Origin of the sequence: Sporomusa sp. (assembly GCF_035561155.1) — a bacterium.
GTDB lineage: Bacteria > Bacillota > Negativicutes > Sporomusales > Sporomusaceae > Sporomusa.
In genome coordinates, this window is the sequence record NZ_DATMYD010000121.1 from 1 (window position 1) to 16176 (window position 16176).

The following is a 16176-nucleotide window of genomic DNA, read 5'->3' on the forward strand; positions in this document are numbered from 1 at the left end:
TCCTCAGACCGGAGCTTTGCCGCCGACTTCCTTCAGATTCGCCCTCACAGGCGACACCCTTGTCTTAGGCTAACGGTTGGCACTATCAACCCCCGTATTGGACTTTCACCAACAAGTAAGCGCCCATGCTGGGCGCACATAAAAAAGCAGAGCAAGATTTCTTTACTCTGCTTTGGCAATTCTACTCCCCTGCCATGTTGCTCCGCTTCATACGATTGACCGGAATATTAGCTACCAGGGCTACTTGGGTATTAGTCTTGGTCAGACTTATTTCCATCTCTGTTTCGTTGATATCCATATAGTTCGAGATAACTTTTATCATGTCATCTTTAATAACTTCCATAAACTGCGGCGATACGTTCACACGGTCATGTACCAGCACAAACCTCAGGCGTTCTTTAGCGATATCTTTGGAACCATGCGCTTCTCTGCCAAACAGTTTTTGAATAAGTTCAAACACCATGTTTCCCCTCCTAGGCTACCTATTTAAAACCCTAACACTTTTTTAAACTTACCCCACAAACTTTCATTAACCTCAAGCGCCATAAGCGGCACGTTTTCGCCCATCAGCCGCCGTACGATATTCCTGTAGGCTGTACTTGCCAGGGCTGACGTGTTGACGACTGCCGGTTCGCCCCGGTTAGTGGAAATAACAATATACTCGTCTTCGGGAATTATGCCCAACAAATCAACAGCTAAGATTTCGATGATATCATCAATATCCATCATGTCGCCTTTTTTTACCATAAGTGGTCGAATGCGATTGACAATAAGTTTAGGATTATGTTTGCCTTCGGATTCTAATAACCCAATAATCCGATCAGCATCCCGAACGGCCGATACTTCCGGCGTTGTAACTATAATGGCACGATCAGCGCCGGCAATGGCGTTTTTAAAACCCTGTTCAATGCCAGCCGGACAATCGATGATTACATAGTCAAAATCCTGCGCCAATTCCTTACATAATTGCCGCATTTGGTCTGGCGTCACAGCATTCTTGTCTCTAGTCTGAGCGGCTGGCAGCAGATACAGCGTTTCGTACCGCTTGTCCCTGATTAGCGCCTGCTTCAAACGGCAGTTGCCATCTGTTACATCCACTAAATCATAAACGATTCTGTTCTCAAGACCCATAACTACATCAAGGTTTCGGAGCCCAATATCAGCGTCTACCAAGACCACTTTTTTGCCCTGAAGAGCAAAACCAGTACCAAGGTTAGCTGTTGTCGTTGTTTTACCTACGCCGCCCTTGCCTGACGTAATGACAATTACTTCCCCCATCTATGTACCTCCTAAAGCATATCAGAGAGAGCTTACACTTCCTCTGATGCTAATTTCACTTTATCCGTTGGTTCAATAATAACAATACCGCTAACTATGCGGGCTGTCTCCTTGCAGGTAGGCTCGTCCTGGTTGTCGGGAGCTCTGGCAATGAGCCCGGCGATTCTTAGCTGGCCTGCAATCAGCTTATCAGCTGTAATCGTCGCCAGTTGGTCGCCGTTTGCTCCGGCATGAGCCAATCCCCGGCAGGTTCCCTGAATCGTAATGTTGCCGCCAGCAATGATCTCCGCACCAGGATTTACATCGCCCATAATAATGACTGATCCGTTAAACACTACTCGCTGACCGCCGCGCAGCATTCTGGACACAATCAGCGTTTGCCCACCCTCAGGCTCCTGCCGGTATTCCACAGGAATTTCGCTATCTTGTACGTGAGCGCCCTCTGTCAAGGATTCCGTAGATAACGCTGGAACTTCAGTCTGGTCATACAGAGCCAAGCCGTAACCTGCCAGCAAGTTGATCAGCTGGCGCCGTTCATCGCCGGTTAACGCATTAGAGCCAGCTATCACCTTGATACCAGTGTTTCCGGCAAAAAAATGCGCGGCAGATTCAAGTTTCTCTTTAAGCTGTTCTAAAATAGCAGTAAAATCAACCGATTCGTTGATCACCAGTTCGAGGCCGCCTTTACTTCCTTTAAATACTACATCCTCCCGCATATCTTCTCCTAAATTTTGCCATGGATTATTATCTATATGTCAACTAAAATTCGCTTCATTTAGCAAATTTCCTGCAGGCTATTAGGCTGCTATCGTTAAAATTACCTTCAAAAAAAGGGGATCACTTAGACAATCGAGAATTGTTTACTTCAGTTTCTTCATTGGAGGTTAATTCATGATTAATTATTTGGCAAAATTGACTGCGTGGCTAGGGCAACGCATGTTTTTAATTGTTCTGTCTGCCCTGTTTCTTGGCTTTATTTCGCCAATTTCGGACTCCGCTGGGCTCCGAACAATAGTTATTGGTTCGTTTGCCTATATGACCTTTGTTACCGCGCTTGATACAAGTTTTAAAGAGTTTCTGCAGGTACTTAAAAGACCGGTTATTCCTGCATGGATACTGGTATTGATCCATATTGTTTCCCCGCTCATTGCCTGGCTGACTGGCCTTGTCCTGTTTGCCGGCGATCACTATACGCAGTTAGGCTATTTAGTGGGCGCATCCACCCCTATTGGCGTAACTTCAGTCATTTGGACGGCGTTAACCCAGGGCAATGTGTCAATTGCTCTTGTGGCCGTAACACTTGACACCCTCATTGTTCCTATAATGCTGCCCTTCTTCTTTAAAGTCGTTATTGGTCAAGCGCTGCAAATCGACTATATGCAAATGATGGTTCAGCTTCTGCTTATGGTAACCGTACCAAGCTTGCTCGGTATGGCTCTCCATGATTATAGCCGCGGGATACTTACTCCCGCTATTAAGACCGTTGCCAATTTTATTTCAAAAATGGCTTTCTTTGCCGTAATTTTTATTAATGCCGCGATCGTCGGACCAAGTATCAGTTGGGATATCTCCACCCTCAAAATAGTCCTGATAACTATGTTTCTGGTAGCAGCTGGATATTTGATCGGTTTTTTAGGCTCGTATGTATTCAAGGACAGGTCTAAAGAAACAGCATTAGCCATGATCTATTGCGTTGGCCTACGCAATATTAGTTTTGGCCTGGTGCTAGCCTTGAGCTTTTTTCCCCCTCCTGTTGCTGTGCCGATTACAATGTTTATATTATATCAACAGCCATTTGCCGCAGCTATCCCTTATTTGTTCCGGAAATTAGTCAAAGGAACCGCCTAACTTTGGTCTCACACCCTCAATCTTATCATGCAATGACAGGGGCAGGCTTCATAAAGCCTGCCCCTGTCATATATAAGTTATTTATTATAGATTTAAGTAAAGTTTTAAGTAAAATTATAACGCGGTTTGCGGACGGTGAGTTTTGGCTGACTCAGTTGGAGTCTGGTTAATGTTAAAGGCCGCCTCCATAATCTTTTTAGCGATAGGCACAGCAGATGATGCGCCAAAACCGCCCTGTTCAACGATAATGGCTACTGCCACACGGGGATCCTCATAAGGGCCATAGGCTACAAACCAGCCGTGATCATGCCCATGCGAGTTTTCAGCTGTACCTGTCTTACCAGCAATGGCAATAGGGAAATCCTTAAATTCTGCCGCAGCTGTACCGCTTTCTTGAGCTACCTCACGAAGTGATTCACGAATGAGGGTAAGGGTACGGTCAGAAATAGCCACCTGACCAACCTCTTCAGGCGCAAAAGTTTTGATTACTTCCCCGTTAGTACCGGTAATCTTGCTGACAAGATTAGGTTTATAACGATGGCCGCCATTGGCGATCTGGCTGATAACCATAGCCATTTGGAGCGGTGTGGTCAACTGGAAACCCTGGCCGATCGAAGCATCGAAGGTCTCAGACAGATACCAGTCTTCACCATACACCTTTTCTTTGTATCGTCGATTAGCGACCAAACCATCAGACTCCCCTGGAAGATTTATTCCTGTAAACGCCCCTAGGCCAAACATACGGGCATATTTTTCCAGGTTATCAATCCCTAAACGGTTGCCCATTTCGTAGAAGTATACATTGTCAGACTTGGACAACGCTTCCCGAAAATTAATCCACCCCAGAGCCTCGCCCATAGCGTTGCCTTTTGGAATAATCCAGTGAGTACCAGTATCAAGGATTTTTTCTTCCGGCGTTACTTTCCCGAGCTCTAAAGCAGCCGTACCTGTAATAATCTTAAAGGTTGAACCTGGGGGGTATTCCCCTGAAATTGCTTTATTGTCCATAGGGTGGTAAGGGTTGTCGTTGAGCAGTTTCCAATCCTTCTCTGAAATACCGCCGTTAAACAAGTTGGGGTTAAAATTTGGTCGGCTAACCATGGCCAAAATTTCGCCAGTCTTAGGGTTTAAGACTACAGCAGCTGCCGCTTTTGCTTTGGTAAACTCAGTCTTAGTCTGAAGATAAGTAAGCTGCTCATCAATAGCTGCTTCTGCCGCTTTTTGCACGCGGTAGTCAATTGTCAGCACCAAATTATGTCCTGGTAACGGGTCTTTTTTACCAAGTACTTGTACCGGGCGGCCGCTAACATCAACCTCTACCTGATTACCGCCGTCAGTACCGCGTATCTCTTTGTCATATACTTTTTCCAGACCGAATTTACCAACAATATCGCCTGCTTTATAACCATCTGTTTTCCGTTTCTCCAGCTCAACGTCATTGATCTCGCTGACATAGCCAAAGATATGAGCAGCAAGCTCATTATTCACATAGTTTCTAAGCGGCTGAATTTCAATAACTACCCCTGGCAATTCGGCCCGGCGTTCCTCAATCTTAGTAACTATGTCTGGGCCAACGTCGGTCTTAACCCTAATCGGTTCAAAAGAACCGGTATGCTGGGATACTTTGCCTTTGATTTCCTGGACGTTGATGTTAAGGATACCAGCCAATTTATCCAAGACTGCATCAGGCACAGGGCCGCTTATGGGCAATAAAGACACAGTAAAACCCGGACGATTGGAGACCATCATAACGCCATTCCGGTCATAAAAAACGCCCCGCGGGGCCATGATAGGAATAAGCCTAATTCGGTTGCCGTCAGCTAGCCGCCCGTAATATTGACCCTGCGCCATCTGTAAATAGCCCAAGCGGCTCACTAACGCAACAAATATGAAGATCATAACAAGACTCAATATTTCAAGTCTGCCATTTAATCGCTTAGTAAGCATAACGACAACCTCTTTCTTAAAATATGGCCTAAATAACTAAAACTGACTGCGGTTGCCGAAGGTCATCCGGTAGATTAGCCGGTGAACAGGTATACAGAACAAAACATTATAGCCTAAAGAAGGCAATACCTGGTTCACCATCATAGCGGCAGGTTCAACCTTATAGCCCAATAGAAAAAGCAGCGCTTGCATTATTGCGTTGTTTAAAAAAGTAGCTATAACAATAGCCAATACAGGCAATAGAATACTTTCTTTAAATACTTTGCGTTCAGCTAACCCGGCAACATAGCCTGTAGCCATTTTTGATAAAGTATTTAGTCCAAAAACATTGCCTGAAGCAAAATCTTGCATCAGCCCAGCAAAAAATGCCACGCCGATCGCTCGCTCCCGTCCGGCCAGTAGGCCAGCTGCCACAATAATAATTAAAATTATGTCAGGTTTAACACCCTTGGTAAATATAAGTGGCAGCAATACAGCCTGAGCAGCAATAGTAATAATAAGTAATACAGCCCAGCCTAGTGTTGTTTTCATCGTGCCGCCCCTTTCGGCTGAGCAGGCTGGCCAGAGGATTGCCCAGGTGTAGCCTGCGGTGTAACTGGTTGTGGCACAGCTATAGGTTCGCGTGAACGTACAATGACTAACACTTCTTCTAGTCTATCAAAATCTACTGCTGGCTTCAAGACAGCATATTTTAACAATCCGCCTTCGTCATTAACGATATCTAAGACTTCACCTACTAATAAGCCCTTGGGATAGATACCGCCAAAACCGGAAGTGATTACTTTGTCACTTTTAATTATATCAGCATCACGTGCAATATTGATCATGTGCGGCGACACTGGATTTGCGCTGCTGCCCTCTACAATGCCAGCTACCCGCGATTCGGGGCGCTGCACCAGGGAGCCCACCGCACTACGCGGGTCTAAGATCAGCTGCACTTTAGCAGCATTATTATACACATTGATGACGCTGCCAACAAGCCCCTGAGCAGTTACTACTGCCATATCCTTCGATATCCCGTCAGCAGCGCCACGGTTAATCATAATTATGCTCGTCCATGTTCCCGGATCGCGGGCAATGACTTGAGCGGTGACAAAATCAAATTGCGGAGCCCCTTTTTTATAATCAAGCATGGTCCGCAGCCGCGCATTCTCTGCCAAAATCTCAGTTACATTAACACTGCTTTGGCGAAGGTCTTCAATTTCGGCTTTAAGCGTCTGGTTATCCCTGTACACGGTCATGATTTGACCGGTAAATGATCCCGTTTGGCGCATACCATAACCAACTTTTGCTAGAACATATTCTACCGGCGTTAATAGTGTAACCACAACCCGTTCCATAAAAGTAAATTGATATTTCCCATGGGCTATTGTACCGGCCAGCAAAAAGACGGTAAGCACCGCCACTACGAGGATGACCGCCTTTTTGTGAATGAATCGCACTTTCTGGGCCCCTTCCTTACACAAGTGTATTGGTAACTGGCTCAAAATGCTCAGATGCTGAGGCGCAACGAGGAATTATACGCAAAAAAACCTCAGGTGCAACAACGCAACTGGACGTTTAGAGACAGTGACCTAGCCGAGTTTTTTGGGAGTCATTAGTACACGTTTCAATAAATCTATACTTTCTAACGCGCCGCCGGTACCTGCTGCGACACAGGATAAAGCGTCTTCAGAAATATGTACCGGCATACCGGTTTCTTTGTTAAGAAGTATATCAAGTCCTCTTAAAAGCGATCCTCCGCCAGTCATAACGATGCCACGATCCATAATATCGGAGGCTAATTCGGGCGGAGTCTTTTCCAGAGTTACTTTAACAGCTTCGATAATTCCTGCCACTGGTTCACTGAGGGCTAACTGCACTTCACCGGCTTTAATTGTCAGTGTCTTTGGCAGACCTGTTACCAAATCACGGCCACGCACATCCATCTGTTCATCCGCTCTCGGAGGAATGGCCGAACCAATTTTGATTTTCACCTCTTCAGCAGTACGTTCACCAATCATTAGATTATAAGTGCGTTTTATATATTGAACAATAGCTTCGTCCATTTCATCGCCGCCAATTCGAATAGAACGGCTGGTAACAATACCGCCAAGTGAGATAACGGCAACCTCAGTAGTACCACCGCCAATATCAACAACCATATTGCCAGTTGGCTCATGAACAGGCAAGCCAGCGCCAATAGCGGCTGCCATTGGTTCTTCAATCAAATAAGCTTCCCGGGCTCCGGCCTGGATGGTAGCATCAATAACAGCGCGTTTTTCAACTTCAGTAACGCCTGAAGGCACACCGACAATAACCCTCGGTCGAATAAATGACTTAGAGTCCATTGCTTTCCTGATAAAATATTTGAGCATGGCCTGGGTTACGTCAAAATCAGCAATAACGCCGTCTTTGAGCGGCCGAATAGCCACGATATTGCCAGGTGTGCGGCCAATCATCTGTTTGGCTTCTTCTCCTACGGCCAGCACCTCGCCAGTATCACGCTGGATGGCTACCACTGACGGTTCCCTGAGAACAATACCCCTTCCTTTAACATGCACCAGAGTATTGGCAGTGCCAAGATCTATCCCCATGTCACGTGACAGTGAACCGAACAAATTAAACATAGCATTTAGCCCCTTTCATTACAACCTGTTTATATTATTCCCTTTTCTTTAAAACTAACATACTTGCCATCACCGATTATTACATGGTCGAGCACTGAAATATTAAGTAAATTGCCCGCCTCTACAAGCTGCTTGGTCAGACTGATATCTTCCTGACTAGGCGCTGGATCACCGCTTGGATGATTATGGACTAAGATAACAGCGGCTGCACTATAGCTTATGGCCTCCCGGAATAATTCCCGAGGGTGAACAACAGAAGCATTCAAGCTGCCGACAGAGATGATTGCCCGGGCAATAACGTGATTCTTGGTCGATAAGAGTAAAGCAATAAAATGCTCTTTAGTCTGGTATCTAAGTTCTCCCATCATTAAGTGGGCAGCATCCTTAGGACTTCTGATCACCGGGCGTTCACCCGGTTCTTTTTGACTTAACCTGCGTCCCAATTCAATACCTGCGACTACGGTAACAGCTTTAACCAGGCCAATACCTGCGGTTTTACTTAATTCCTGAGGCGATATGCTGCCAAGGCCAGTCAGGTCGTATTTAACCAACAGCTGTTCAGCCAAACGATTAACAGGCAAATTCTTGGTTCCGGTGCGAAGAAGTATCGCTAATAGCTCAGCGTTACTAAGAGCCTGAGCTCCCTTGTCGAGCATTTTCTCGCGCGGACGTTCAGTCTCAGGCAATTCTTTCATCATAAGTGGCTTGTCCATAGTCATAATAGCTCTACCCCAGCTTGTCGCAGGAGTTCTGACAATGTAACAAGCGGCAATCCTACTACATTATTGTAGCAGCCACTAATACTTTCCACCAGCAGTGTACCCCGGCCTTGGATAGCATAGGCCCCAGCCTTGTCCATCGGCTCACCGGTGCCAACATAGCGTTCGATTTGCGCTATCGATAATGGTTTTATTCTAACAGTGGTGGCGCTAAATCCGGTAAAAACCTGGTCACCCTTGACTACCGCCACACCAGAAATGACAATATGATCTCTTCCGGCTAAGGCAGTCAGCATCCGGATGGCTTCTGCATAGTCTGCCGGTTTGCCAAATACTTGACCGTCCAGTACTACAATAGTGTCAGCACCAATAATTACATCACTGTGAGACGCGCGTTTGGCAGCATCAAGCGCTTTGTCGCGCGCGTGCGCTACTGCCAGTTCGTGTGGCGGCATAGCTTTAGTATTATCTTCTTCAACATCGCTGACTATAATTTTAAAGTCAAGACCAATTAATTCTAAAAGCTGCTGCCGCCTGGGTGATGATGATGCTAAGACTATTTCCATGTTTTTATCCTCCTAAAAACGCCGGAAAAGTATAATTGCTGCTATAATCCCCAATATGCTCATCAAATTAGGGTATAAAGCAAAGCCGATAACCACTTTGATCACATACAGATTAATCGCTACAGGCGGTAAGTCAAACACTGGAAACGGTTTTATAAGATATGGGACAACACCAGAAAGCAGACTGGAATTGGAGGCAAGTTCGCCTAAAATACCACCAACTACTGCCCCCGTAATCAAAAACAATGCCATCATTCCCATACCTTTGCTGGCAGAACTGCCCCTCTTAGTACCAGTCTTCAAACTAATCCCCCCCGGGATGGTGAGATCTTATTTAAACCCATCCCTTACATTATTAGAAAGTAAATAAAACCTTGTACTTACAAGGATATTATTTATTTTGCCAATCATTATTTCTAATTTTGAACCCATAAGTTGCCGGAGCTTTGGCAAAGACATAATTGACTGCCAGACCGGTAAACAGACCGGTGGGTACGGCAAAAAGCAATAAATACGGTACATACCATAATAACCCCGGACTATAAACAATGATAGCTGCTAAGGTCACTTGAGCTACATTATGAGCTACTGCTCCAAATACGCTAACACCTACTAGTGAAAACACGCGGCCGTAATTTTTTTGAATACGAGTCATAACAATAATACTAATGAGCGCCCCACCCATACTCATGATAAATGAAGGTCCAAACAGTGCCCCGCCGAATAAGGAGCCAATCAAAACACGGGTTACAGCAACGTAGATGGCCTCGTGCCAGCCAAAGATAACAAGTGCTATAAGCGAGATTATATTAGCTAACCCTAATTTAGCACCAGGTACAGGCATAGGAACAGGCAACCAGCCTTCTACAACATGTAAAGTTGCGGCCATAGCTACTAGCAAGGCTAAAAGGACTAGGCGTTTTGTTTTACTCATGCTACCTCGCAATATCGTCTACATCAGCAGGACTGTCTGATACTACTTTGACTACAACCCGGTATGGCAAACAGACTATTTGCTGTGGTGAAATATTGATCCAGCCTGTTTTGACGCATATCTGATCAGGGCAATCAGCTTCGCGAATTCGTACGCGACCATCATTGTACTCAATAATGTTAAACCCGCTATCGCCGCCAAGTCGAAATTCCCCAACATAACCCTGCCGCAAGGGAAATGTCTTTACAGTTTGGCCATTGACGGTGATAACTACACTTTGTCCCTGCCCATTCGCTGCTATGTAGTGCATATTTAATCCAACACCAGCTAGTGCAAATATCAACAACGCAATAACCAGCCATTTGTCGCCTTTTGTCAACATTAGTTTGCCACCCTGCTCATATTCTATTATATTTTACATTAAAACATTGTCTAATGCAAACAATACCAAGTTTTAACGATTATAAGAAATAAGAGAGGAAGGTTTCCCCTCCTCTCTTACAAAATGTCTAATTTGTATTATGCTACACTTTCTTCACTGCCAGGAACTACGCCAAGCACGGCCTGTTTGATAGCTTTTGTTGGACATTTAGCCAAGCAGGTAGGATTATCGCATTTTTCCATACATACTTTAGCATCAACAACTGCCAGGTTATTTTCCATCTTAATAGCGCCATACGGGCATTCTTTCAAGCATAGGGTGCAACCGATGCAAGCAGCACTACACGCTTTTTTGGCAACTGCACCTTTATCGTGTGAGTTACAATTAACACGCACATGAGCGCCAATCGGCATCATGGCAATCACTTTTTTCGGACATACTGTTTCGCACTTGGCGCAACCAGTACATTTATCAGGGTCGATAATCGGCAAGCCGTCTTCGCTCATCGTCATAGCGCCAAACGGACAAGCTTTAACGCAGGTACCCAGACCTAAACAACCATATTTACAGCTCTTAGGACCACCGAATAACAGGTTAGCGGCTACACAATCCTGTACACCATGGTATTCATTGGCCTTAACAGCTTTTGCATGAGTACCGGCGCATTTAACCTGAGCAATACGAGGGTCAACGGCAGCAGCGGCTTTACCTGTCAGCTCACCAACCAGTTTAGCGACAAGATCCTTGCCAGGGGTGCACAGATTAGGCGGTACATCAGGGTTTGTTACCACTGCTTCAGCATAGGCCATACAGCCGGCAAAACCGCAGGCCCCGCATTGTCCCTTCGGCAGTACATCTTCTACTACGTGGATCAACGGATTAACCTCAATCGCTAGCTTTTTATTCGCGTAAGCGAGAACCAAGCCAAAAATAACACCCAGACTTGTCATGATAACGAGTATTATCATTGAATGTTGAATAACCGAATGTTCCATTGTTATTTCTCACGCTCCTTTCAATACCAGAATTATAGCGGAATCATGCCTGAAAAACCTAAGAATGACAATGCAAGCATGCCTGCTAATATAAAGGCAATTCCAAGACCTTGCAGAGTTTTAGGAACATCAGCATACTGCAGTTTTTCCCGCAAGCTGGCCATAAGGATAATGGCAAGGGCGAAACCAGCACCTGAACCAAACGCGTTTATAACGCTTTTAATAAAATCGAAGTTAGCAGTCGCATTAATAAGAGGAACCCCTAAAACAACACAGTTAGTTGCAATCAATACGAGGTAAATACCCCACATCTCATAAAGAGCAGGCGCAAACTTCTTAATAGCGATTTCCAAAAACTGCACGAAACATGCTATTAGCACAACAAACACTACAATTTTTAAGAACACCAAGTCATAAGGTACTAGTACGAAATTATAAACCAGCCAGGCAAGCGCCGACGATACGGTAAGGATGGAAGCTACTGCCATACCCATACCGACAGAAGCGCTTAAACTTTTGGAAACACCGAAGAATATACACAGCCCAAGGAAACGCGTTAATACAAAGTTATTAACAATTACCGCGCCCATAAACAGAGTAAAGTATTCCATTATACAGCCTCACTCCTTTGCACTGCAAGCTGTGATGCGGCTTTGTTTCTTGCCGCGGCTTGTTTATCCTGATACTCGCCGATGACGTTAAACATGCCGATCATTAGCCCGATTACCAGAAATGCGCCAGGCGCAAGAATGATGATCATAGGACCGTCATAAGACTGAGGAAAAACTTGGATTGCCATAGAGGTACCACTGAGGATTACACCGGTGCCAAACAATTCGCGGAATGCACCGATAAACAACATTGCCAGCGCAAAACCGGCTCCCATGCCCAAACCATCGATAGCGGAAGCTACTACGCCATTCTTCATAGCGAACACTTCGGCACGCGCCAGAATAATGGCAAATACTACAACTAGCTCCAAATAGAGTCCCAATTCCCTGTAAACCGCTGGAAAGTAAGCTTCCAGAATCAATATTATCAAAGTAACAATAGTTGCAATGATAGTGATAAATACCGGTACGCGGACTTTGGGGTTAACAAAATTTTTCACAAGTGAGACAACTACGTTATTTGCCGTAATAACAGCCATAACGCAAAGTCCCATGCCCAAAGCATTAAATACTGTTGAAGTAACCGCCAGCGCAGGACAGAGGCTTAACGCAAGGCGGAATATGGGGTTCATCTCGAAAATACCCTTTTTAAATATATTCCAGTAATTCATATTCGCACACCTCACTTCTTCTGGCTGGCCGAATAGGCGGCAACCGCTTCTACTGCTTCCCTGACGCCTTTAGTAACGGCCCGGGAGGTAATTGTGGCGCCAGTCAGCGCCTGGATATTTTTATCGGTGGGAACTTTGACTACTTCCATATCGGTGGGGACTTTATTGGCGAACTGATTGCGGAACTTTGGCAGCACCATCTTATCGCCTAGCCCTGGAGTCTCGGCATGCTTCAGCACCTTGAAGTCCATTGCCTTTCCATCTGTCGTCACGGCAGCAAGCATTTCGATATTACCCGCATACCCCTTACCACTGGCAGGCACAACATAGGCAATCACCTTACCGCCTTTTAGTCCCGCATACCAGCCTTCTTTACCTTCAATGGCTTTAAAGGATTCAGCATCTTTAACAAGCTCTCTCATCGCATCATTTTTTGCTTTAACGCGTTGTGCAGCCGCACTTGGTTCAGTGATGGCGAACGTACCAGCGATGATGATCCCTGAAATAAAGCAGGTTATAGTTAGGTTCAGAGCGATCCTAAAAATACTATTGTTCTTATCGTCCTGTGCGTGTGCATCATGTGACATGGTCATTTACCTCCTTGCCCCAAATTTTGCAGGCTTAATCAAAAGGTCGATTAGCGGCGTTACACAGTTCATGAGCAGGATTGCATAACAAACCCCTTCAGGATAACCGCCCAATAAACGGATTAACACAGTAAGCGAACCCGCACCTACGGCAAAAATGATTTGACCCTTCACAGTAATAGGGATGGTCACCATGTCAGTAGCCATATAAAACGCACCCAAAATAAGTCCGCCTGACATCATGTGCATAATAGGATCCTGACCGAATGCAGCAGTTAAAACACCAACTGTTCCAATCATAAACACGGGAATCTGCCATTTAATATAGCCGCGATAAATCAGAAATAGTCCGCCGAGAATCAGGAGCAGTGCTGAGGTCTCACCCATACTGCCGCTGCGGGAACCAATAAAAAGGGCCTTGTACATCTCCATTTTGTCACCAAAAATAGCAACAAGTTTTTCATAGCCCTGTAATTTTAAAATGCCAAGGGGAGTCGCCGAAGTAACTCCGTCCAATTTACTTGACATCTCAGGCCAGGTAGTCATAGCCACCGGCCAGGAAGCCAAAAGAATCGCCCGGCCAACTAGCGCCGGATTAAAAATATTATAGCCAAGACCACCCATCGTGTGCTTTGCTACAGCAATAGCCGCCACCGTACCAAACACTGGCATATACCAAGGCAATGTTGCCGGAATATTCATCGCCAGTAAGAGTCCGGTCAGAAAAGCACTGCCATCATTGATGGTAACCGGTTTGTTCTGCCACTTTTGAATGAGATATTCGGTGGCCATGGCAAACGCAATACAGAGAACCATGGTAGTCAATGCCGGTACACCAAAACGATAAACTGAAAAAAGAGCTGCTGGCGCTAGTGCCAGATTAACTGCCCACATAATTTTGGCAATGGATTCATCGCACCTGATGTGCGGTGATGCCGAAACTGTCAGGGTACCTACGTCAAGTTTTACTTCTGCGCTCATACCGCCCACCTCCTATTTCTTTTGTGCAGCCGCTGCTGCATTTTGCGCTTTGGATAATTTAACGTAATGAACAATATTGCGTTTAGCCGGACATACATATACGCATGAACCGCACTCTACGCAGTCAAGAAGGTCATATTCTTCCTTAGCAGTGGCAAATACACCGCGTTCTCCAAGAATGCTGAGCATACTTGGCACAAGTCCCATCGGACAGGCATCAACACAGCGTCCACAGCGGATACAGGGCTGCTCAGGGCCGATGTTGACATCAGCAGCGTTTAGCGCCAGAATACCAGATGTCCCTTTAATTACAGGCACATCAAGAGTGCGTTGCGCCATACCCATCATAGGGCCGCCCATAATTACTTTGACTGGCTGATCTTTAAAGCCGCCACACATTGCTACAGCTTGAGCAAAGGTTGCCCCCACTCTTAGCAGGATGTTTTTGGGCTCAGCTATAGCGCCACCGGTAACTGTAGCAACCCGTTCGATAAGGGGAATGCCTTTTTCTACAGCATCTGTCATAGCAACCAGAGTACCCACGTTTTGTACAACAGCACCTACGTCCATAGGCAATCCACCGGAAGGAACTTCCCGGTCGAGGATAACCTTAATCAGTGTTTTTTCCGCGCCCTGCGGATATTTGGTCTTAAGCGGAACTACTTCGATGCTCGAGCCAGCACAAGCTTTGCGCATGATTTCGATGGCATCAGGCTTGTTTTCTTCAATTCCAACATAGCCCTTATTTACACCAAGAATCTTCATGGCAATTTTCATACCGGTGATAATGCGATCGGTTTGTTCAAGCATGACTCTATGGTCGGCAGTCAGGTACGGCTCGCACTCTGCTCCGTTTAAGATAAAGGAATCAATAGGTTTTTCCGCTGGAGGTGACATTTTTACATGTGTTGGGAAAGTTGCGCCGCCCATGCCTACAATGCCGGCCAGACGAACGATTTCCTTAAGTTCTTTAGTGTCAAGCGACTGCCAATCGCGGCTTAGCGGCAAACCTTGAACCCACTCATCCTGTCCATCACTTTCAATGACAACTGCCTGGCAGGTGCCAAAAACCGGATGAGGATATTCGGCAATCTCCACCACTTTACCTGAGGTTGAGGCATGAATAGGACTGGCTACAAAGGCTTGAGCCTCTGCTACTACCTGTCCTTTCTTGACCAAATCGCCTACCTTGACTACTGGTGCGCAAGGCGCGCCCAGATGCTGCCTGGTAGGAATGATGACTTTCTGTGGTAACGGCGCCACTTCTATCGGTTTGGCAGCCGTATACCTTTTGCGGTCGTTGGGATGAACTCCCCCGCGAAAGCTTTTTGCCATACTTTCACTCCTTTTGCTTGGTGCAGTGTAATCGCTATCATAGCCTTCGCTTATGACAAAATACGAGTAATTACCGGTTTCATTTTGTCATTAGTCCTGGCATTGCGATCAAAATACTTGATGTAAATAATGGACAAACCAAAAGCTGCCAAGCCGCTGGCAATTGTATACCACAGTGAGCCTGCCGCCTGGTAAAGACCAGCTAGATAATTGCCGGCAAAAGCCCCGCCAGTAGCGGTAATAAGTGGCAGCATGTAGACAATGAAGGCGGCTTTGAGCATGTTTACTTCCTTTACTTCTATGGCTACTCGCTGACCGCGCTCGGCACCAACCGGATTGAGCGCATCAACTATAATAGCAGTATTTCCCGGGCAACTTCCACAGTTTTCACAGTCACTATGGCGGCTTGCTTTAACTTTTGCCATTCCGTCTGAGACTTCTACTACTATGCCTTCCTGCTGCTTTTCCAATGTTCTTCCCCCTTTGAAGGACAAGGTAAATAAAATAAGCTTTTTTTCGGAAAACGGGATATATATTCGCGCAAAATAGAAAATTACCTGCAATTTGATATAAATTACTTTTTTCACTCTTTCGACAAAAGCCGCTTTCGATATATTTAAAAAATTCTAACTGTAATTACAATACCAGATTTTGAAAAAAATTACTATAGTTTTTTTGTGAAATTTTGTACAAAATCTTGGTATTTTACACAT

The 16176-nt window shown here is 45.5% G+C and carries 20 protein-coding genes; 1 reads left to right on the forward strand and 19 read right to left on the reverse strand.

Annotated elements, in window-relative coordinates; genetic code table 11:
* Positions 1–181: 181 nt before the first annotated feature.
* The 3 genes from minE to minC are packed head-to-tail and all read right to left on the reverse strand — an operon-like array spanning position 182 to position 1994.
* The gene (gene minE / locus VN447_RS16230) at positions 182–460 is read right to left on the reverse strand and encodes a cell division topological specificity factor MinE (RefSeq protein ID WP_325526406.1); all 279 of its coding nucleotides are present in this window, start codon (positions 458–460) and stop codon (positions 182–184) included.
* A 26-nt stretch (positions 461–486) separates the two neighbouring features.
* Positions 487–1278 (reverse strand): septum site-determining protein MinD, encoded by a 792-nt coding sequence (gene minD / locus VN447_RS16235; protein ID WP_325526387.1) that lies wholly within the window; start codon positions 1276–1278, stop codon positions 487–489.
* 32 nt (positions 1279–1310) lie between these two features.
* Positions 1311–1994: a septum site-determining protein MinC gene (minC, locus tag VN447_RS16240; protein WP_325526388.1), complete on the reverse strand. Its 684-nt coding sequence runs from the start codon at positions 1992–1994 to the stop codon at positions 1311–1313.
* A 175-nt stretch (positions 1995–2169) separates the two neighbouring features.
* On the opposite strand from minC, the gene VN447_RS16245 reads away from it, so the two are divergent.
* Entirely contained in the window at positions 2170–3126 is a 957-nt protein-coding gene (locus VN447_RS16245; RefSeq protein WP_325526389.1) for a bile acid:sodium symporter family protein, read from the forward strand.
* A 114-nt stretch (positions 3127–3240) separates the two neighbouring features.
* Here VN447_RS16245 and mrdA read toward each other — a convergent pair whose 3' ends face one another.
* The 16 genes from mrdA to VN447_RS16325 form a co-directional block, all read right to left on the reverse strand.
* Entirely contained in the window at positions 3241–5073 is a 1833-nt protein-coding gene (mrdA, locus tag VN447_RS16250; protein ID WP_325526390.1) for a penicillin-binding protein 2, read from the reverse strand.
* A gap of 36 nt (positions 5074–5109) precedes the next feature.
* A complete protein-coding gene (mreD, locus tag VN447_RS16255) occupies positions 5110–5604 on the reverse strand; it encodes a rod shape-determining protein MreD (protein WP_325526391.1) in 495 nt (164 codons plus the stop codon).
* A complete protein-coding gene (mreC, locus tag VN447_RS16260; RefSeq protein WP_325526392.1) occupies positions 5601–6515 on the reverse strand; it encodes a rod shape-determining protein MreC in 915 nt (304 codons plus the stop codon). The genes mreD and mreC overlap by 4 nt, the downstream gene beginning before the upstream one ends.
* Before the next feature lie 132 nt (positions 6516–6647).
* Entirely contained in the window at positions 6648–7682 is a 1035-nt protein-coding gene (locus VN447_RS16265; protein ID WP_325526393.1) for a rod shape-determining protein, read from the reverse strand.
* 29 nt (positions 7683–7711) lie between these two features.
* Positions 7712–8401 (reverse strand): RadC family protein, encoded by a 690-nt coding sequence (radC, locus tag VN447_RS16270; RefSeq protein WP_325526394.1) that lies wholly within the window; start codon positions 8399–8401, stop codon positions 7712–7714.
* Positions 8398–8967, reverse strand: a complete 570-nt coding sequence (locus VN447_RS16275; RefSeq protein WP_325526395.1) for a Maf family protein — start codon at positions 8965–8967, stop codon at positions 8398–8400. The genes radC and VN447_RS16275 overlap by 4 nt, the downstream gene beginning before the upstream one ends.
* A gap of 12 nt (positions 8968–8979) precedes the next feature.
* Entirely contained in the window at positions 8980–9270 is a 291-nt protein-coding gene (locus VN447_RS16280; protein ID WP_325526396.1) for a DUF4321 domain-containing protein, read from the reverse strand.
* A gap of 88 nt (positions 9271–9358) precedes the next feature.
* Positions 9359–9901: a Gx transporter family protein gene (locus VN447_RS16285; protein ID WP_325526397.1), complete on the reverse strand. Its 543-nt coding sequence runs from the start codon at positions 9899–9901 to the stop codon at positions 9359–9361.
* A gap of 1 nt (position 9902) precedes the next feature.
* Complete coding sequence (locus VN447_RS16290; protein ID WP_325526398.1) at positions 9903–10283, reverse strand: NusG domain II-containing protein; 381 nt, start codon at positions 10281–10283, stop codon at positions 9903–9905.
* A 137-nt stretch (positions 10284–10420) separates the two neighbouring features.
* A complete protein-coding gene (gene rnfB, locus VN447_RS16295; protein WP_325526399.1) occupies positions 10421–11278 on the reverse strand; it encodes an RnfABCDGE type electron transport complex subunit B in 858 nt (285 codons plus the stop codon).
* A 32-nt stretch (positions 11279–11310) separates the two neighbouring features.
* Positions 11311–11889 carry an electron transport complex protein RnfA gene (locus VN447_RS16300; RefSeq protein WP_325526400.1) on the reverse strand — a complete coding sequence of 193 codons (579 nt, stop codon included), beginning with the start codon at positions 11887–11889 and terminating at the stop codon, positions 11311–11313.
* The gene (rsxE, locus tag VN447_RS16305; RefSeq protein WP_325526401.1) at positions 11889–12560 is read right to left on the reverse strand and encodes an electron transport complex subunit RsxE; all 672 of its coding nucleotides are present in this window, start codon (positions 12558–12560) and stop codon (positions 11889–11891) included. Before rsxE ends, VN447_RS16300 begins: the two co-directional genes overlap by 1 nt.
* Positions 12561–12571: 11 nt before the next feature.
* Positions 12572–13147 carry an RnfABCDGE type electron transport complex subunit G gene (locus VN447_RS16310; RefSeq protein ID WP_325526402.1) on the reverse strand — a complete coding sequence of 192 codons (576 nt, stop codon included), beginning with the start codon at positions 13145–13147 and terminating at the stop codon, positions 12572–12574.
* A gap of 6 nt (positions 13148–13153) precedes the next feature.
* A complete protein-coding gene (locus VN447_RS16315) occupies positions 13154–14128 on the reverse strand; it encodes an RnfABCDGE type electron transport complex subunit D (RefSeq protein ID WP_325526403.1) in 975 nt (324 codons plus the stop codon).
* Between the two features lie 12 nt (positions 14129–14140).
* Positions 14141–15463, reverse strand: coding sequence for an electron transport complex subunit RsxC (gene rsxC, locus VN447_RS16320; protein WP_325526404.1), 1323 nt, complete (start codon positions 15461–15463; stop codon positions 14141–14143).
* A 50-nt stretch (positions 15464–15513) separates the two neighbouring features.
* The gene (locus VN447_RS16325; protein WP_325526405.1) at positions 15514–15933 is read right to left on the reverse strand and encodes a SoxR reducing system RseC family protein; all 420 of its coding nucleotides are present in this window, start codon (positions 15931–15933) and stop codon (positions 15514–15516) included.
* Positions 15934–16176 lie beyond the last annotated feature (243 nt).

Coding starts and splice junctions, on each gene's coding strand:
- VN447_RS16310 (WP_325526402.1), bottom strand. CDS start 13,147: ATGTCACATGATGCACACGCACAGGACGATAAGAACAATAGTATTTTT.
- minC (WP_325526388.1), bottom strand. CDS start 1,994: ATGCGGGAGGATGTAGTATTTAAAGGAAGTAAAGGCGGCCTCGAACTG.
- rsxC (WP_325526404.1), bottom strand. CDS start 15,463: ATGGCAAAAAGCTTTCGCGGGGGAGTTCATCCCAACGACCGCAAAAGG.
- minD (WP_325526387.1), bottom strand. CDS start 1,278: ATGGGGGAAGTAATTGTCATTACGTCAGGCAAGGGCGGCGTAGGTAAA.
- mrdA (WP_325526390.1), bottom strand. CDS start 5,073: ATGCTTACTAAGCGATTAAATGGCAGACTTGAAATATTGAGTCTTGTT.
- radC (WP_325526394.1), bottom strand. CDS start 8,401: ATGACTATGGACAAGCCACTTATGATGAAAGAATTGCCTGAGACTGAA.
- rsxE (WP_325526401.1), bottom strand. CDS start 12,560: ATGAATTACTGGAATATATTTAAAAAGGGTATTTTCGAGATGAACCCC.
- VN447_RS16275 (WP_325526395.1), bottom strand. CDS start 8,967: ATGGAAATAGTCTTAGCATCATCATCACCCAGGCGGCAGCAGCTTTTA.
- mreD (WP_325526391.1), bottom strand. CDS start 5,604: ATGAAAACAACACTAGGCTGGGCTGTATTACTTATTATTACTATTGCT.
- VN447_RS16285 (WP_325526397.1), bottom strand. CDS start 9,901: ATGAGTAAAACAAAACGCCTAGTCCTTTTAGCCTTGCTAGTAGCTATG.
- VN447_RS16245 (WP_325526389.1), top strand. CDS start 2,170: ATGATTAATTATTTGGCAAAATTGACTGCGTGGCTAGGGCAACGCATG.
- VN447_RS16315 (WP_325526403.1), bottom strand. CDS start 14,128: ATGAGCGCAGAAGTAAAACTTGACGTAGGTACCCTGACAGTTTCGGCA.
- rnfB (WP_325526399.1), bottom strand. CDS start 11,278: ATGGAACATTCGGTTATTCAACATTCAATGATAATACTCGTTATCATG.
- VN447_RS16290 (WP_325526398.1), bottom strand. CDS start 10,283: ATGTTGACAAAAGGCGACAAATGGCTGGTTATTGCGTTGTTGATATTT.
- VN447_RS16300 (WP_325526400.1), bottom strand. CDS start 11,889: ATGGAATACTTTACTCTGTTTATGGGCGCGGTAATTGTTAATAACTTT.
- VN447_RS16265 (WP_325526393.1), bottom strand. CDS start 7,682: ATGTTTAATTTGTTCGGTTCACTGTCACGTGACATGGGGATAGATCTT.